At 25.5% G+C, this 3,703-nt stretch carries 2 protein-coding genes; one reads left to right on the plus strand and one right to left on the minus strand.

Annotated features, from left to right (window positions below):
• Window positions 1-499: 499 nt before the first annotated feature.
• Window positions 500-2,839, plus strand: coding sequence for a glycoside hydrolase family 31 protein (locus tag A500_RS11005; RefSeq protein WP_016207662.1), 2,340 nt, complete (start codon window positions 500-502; stop codon window positions 2,837-2,839).
• A gap of 61 nt (window positions 2,840-2,900) precedes the next feature.
• Here the strand turns inward: A500_RS11005 and A500_RS11010 are convergent, their stop codons facing one another.
• On the minus strand, window positions 2,901-3,557 hold the full coding sequence (locus A500_RS11010) for an NAD(P)H-dependent oxidoreductase (RefSeq protein ID WP_016207663.1): 657 nt from the start codon (window positions 3,555-3,557) through the stop codon (window positions 2,901-2,903).
• Window positions 3,558-3,703: the final 146 nt, after the last annotated feature.

Raw genomic sequence — 3,703 nt, forward strand, 5'->3', positions numbered from 1 at the left:
CTAACAAAAATACTCAACGTAAATTAACTTTCGTTATAGCTATAACTATTTATAACGTAAGTTTAGTAACGTAATATTAGTATCTAAGTTAAATTAAAGTAGGTTAGTTTTATTATGGAAAGTCCCTAAATTAACGCCTTTAATGATATTTATATTTTGTTCCGCTATAAACGATAATTTAAACTATATTGATTATTTATATACTAGATATGGAAAAAAGTTAGATAACATAAATAACAACAAAAAGTTAATTAAAATAAATAAAAATATAAAAGAAGTTTCTAAAGATTTATTGAAATAAATCTTTAAAGTGTCTTAAGGAAATATAAATCCTTAAGACATTTTTATAATCAAGTGTTTAGTATATATAGTAAAGTTTATATAAAATAGCAATTTTGTTATATTTTTTGATGTTATAATACAAGAATTAGAGACATTTTTATTTTATAATAAATTTGTAGATATAAAAAATATAGCTATTAGGAATGGAGGGAATTTAATGTTTGGTAAGTTACTAAGCTATGAAGTAAATGATAAAGAAATCAAAATACAATATGAAAAAATTGAAGCTACTATAACAGTTATTAATGATGAAGTTATTAATTTTTTTGTTCCACTTCATAGAAAAGAAAGAAATTCAAAGGCAGTTGAAAATTTAAATTTAAGAAATTCTAATTTTTCAGTAGAAAAAAATGAAAACACTTTAAACATAGCAACAGAAAAGCTTAAGATTGTTATTAATGATGATTTTAAAATTGATATTTATGATAAAAATGAAAAGGTTTTATGTAGAGACTATAGAAGTATTAGACATCCTTTTAAAAGAAGAGGAAATGGTACTGAACTTGCAGCAGAAGAAGGACATGTTTTAAATGGTCATCAAAATTTTAAAGTTTATGTAGCAAAAACAATGGAAGATAATATGTATTTTTATGGACTAGGAGAAAGAACAGGTTCTTTAAATAAAAAAGGATATCATTATAGAAACTGGAATACAGATGATCCAAGTCCTCATGGTGAAACATTTGAACAATTATATAAATCAATACCATTTTTAATATCAATAAAAGATGAAGAGGCATTTGGAATATTTTTTGATAATCATTTTGAAAGTCATTTTGATATGGGAAAAGAAAATTCAGAATATTATTATTTTAGTGCTGTTGGAGGCAATTTAGATTATTACTTCATATATGGTCCAGAAGTAAAAGATGTAGTAAATGAATATACAAATCTTACTGGAAAAACACCTCTTCCTCAATTATGGACACTAGGATATCAACAATGCAGATGGTCTTATGCTCCAAAAGAAAGAGTTATGGAAATAGCAAAATCATTTAGAGAAAGAGGAATTCCTTGTGATACATTATATTTAGATATAGATTATATGGATGATTTTAGAGTGTTTACTTGGGATAATAAAAAGTTTGAAAATCCAAGGGAATTTACTGATGAACTTAAGAATATGGGATTTAAGCTTGTTACAATTATAGATCCTGGTGTTAAAATAGATAAAGAATATAGTATATACGCTGAAGGAATTAAAAATGACTACTTTGCAAAGGATAAAGATGGAATAGTATATAAAAATAGAGTTTGGCCAGGGGATTCAGTTTATCCAGATTTTATGAATCCTAAGGTAAGACAGTGGTGGGCAGAAAATCAAAAAATTATGATTGATTCAGGTGTCTCAGGAATATGGAATGATATGAATGAACCAGCAAGCTTTAATGGACCTTTGCCAGATGATGTTATGTTTAATGATAATGGGTTAGAGGTTACTCACAAAGAAATTCATAATATATATGGACATATGATGAGTAAAGCTACTTATGAAGGAATAAAAGAATATACTAATAAGAGACCTTTTGTAATTACAAGAGCATGTTATGCAGGTACTCAAAAATACTCAACTGTTTGGACTGGAGATAATCAAAGTACATGGGAACACTTAAGAATGTCAATTCCAATGCTTATGACTTTAGGTTTAAGTGGAGTTAGTTTTTGTGGAACAGATGTTGGAGGTTTTGGACACGATTGTACTGGTGAATTATTAAGCAGATGGGTACAAGTTGGAGCATTTACACCACTATTTAGAAATCACTCTGCAATGGGAACTAGGGATCAGGAACCTTGGACATTTGATAAGGAAACAGAAGAAATAAACAAAAAATATATTAAGTTACGTTATAAATTAATTCCATATTTATATGATTTAATGAAAGAGTGTGAAAATACTGGAGCACCAATTATCAGACCTCTTTTATTTAACTATCAAAATGACAAAAACACCTATGAAATAAATGATGAATTCCTTTGTGGAGATAGTATTTTAGTTTCACCTGTAGTTGAACAAGGTATGAAACAAAAGCTTGTATACTTACCAAAGGGAACTAAATGGATAGATTTTTGGACTGGTGAAAATCATAATGGAGGTCAATATATTATAAAAGAAGCTCCTTTAGATACTTGTCCTATATTTGTAAAAGAAGCATCAATTATTCCAATGAGCATAGAGCAAAATTACATTGGTGAAAAATCTAATGATGAATTGATTTTAAATATATATTTAAGTGAAAATGATAGTGAATTTAAATATGTACATTATAATGATGATGGAGAAAGCTTCAATTACAGAAATGGAATATATAATGAATATGAAATAACAATATCTAATAAAGAAAATATTGATATAAAATTCATAATAAATAAAAATGATTATATTAATAAATATTCTAAAGTTAAATTTATAATAAATAACTTAAAAACAAATAAAAATATAACCTTAAATGGTAAAAAAGTTAACTTAGAAAATAATGCTATAGAAATAAATCTTTAATATATAAATGCTAGTAGAACTAAAGATATCTACTAGCATTTATTATGATTTAAATAATTAATTATTTAATAAATTTTACTACCTCTTCAAAAGTTCTTCTTGTTTTAGGTGCAGGATTTTCATTTCTATATCCTAAAGCTAACATACATGATATATTAAAGTGATTTGTATCTAAAATATTTCTATCACTTAATAGCTTAGTAACAGCCTCTGCATTGTATCCACCTATAACACAAGAGTCGACTTTAAGTAATGATGAAGTAGTTAACATTGTACCAAGTGCAATATATGTTTGTTCTCTTGAATAATGGTTTATTTCTTTTTCATCATTCTTAAATCTATTATCATTTACATCCTTTATCATCTTTAATAATAGTTCAGAAACTTCTTTTGGTAAATGTTTATCTTCATTAAATAATTCATTTAAATATTCAGAATCTGCTTTTAAATCATTTGCATTTCTGTTTAGTAATATTACTAAATGGCTACAAGTTGGTATTTGTTTCTTTCCTCCAGGTGCAAAATTTGCTAGTTCATTTTTAAGTTCATCATTACTTATTACTAGGAACTCCCAAGGTTCTATTCCTATTGAACTTGGAGATAATCTACCGCTTTCTAAAATTAATTTTAAATCTTCATCATTTATTTTTTTGTTTGAATCAAAAGATTTACAGGCATACCTATAATTTAAGGCCCTTAAAATTTCATCATTCTTCATATTAAAAACTCCCTTCGAAATTAAAACTATTCTATAAATATTATAATACAATAATTATAATATTTATCAAATCTAATATATGAAATTAATAAAAAACTTAAACATATTACTAGACTATATTTAATTGCTAAATGTTATTTATTAAT

The organism is Clostridium sartagoforme AAU1, from assembly GCF_000401215.1.
In the GTDB taxonomy this organism is placed as follows: Bacteria; Bacillota; Clostridia; order Clostridiales; family Clostridiaceae; genus Clostridium; species Clostridium sartagoforme.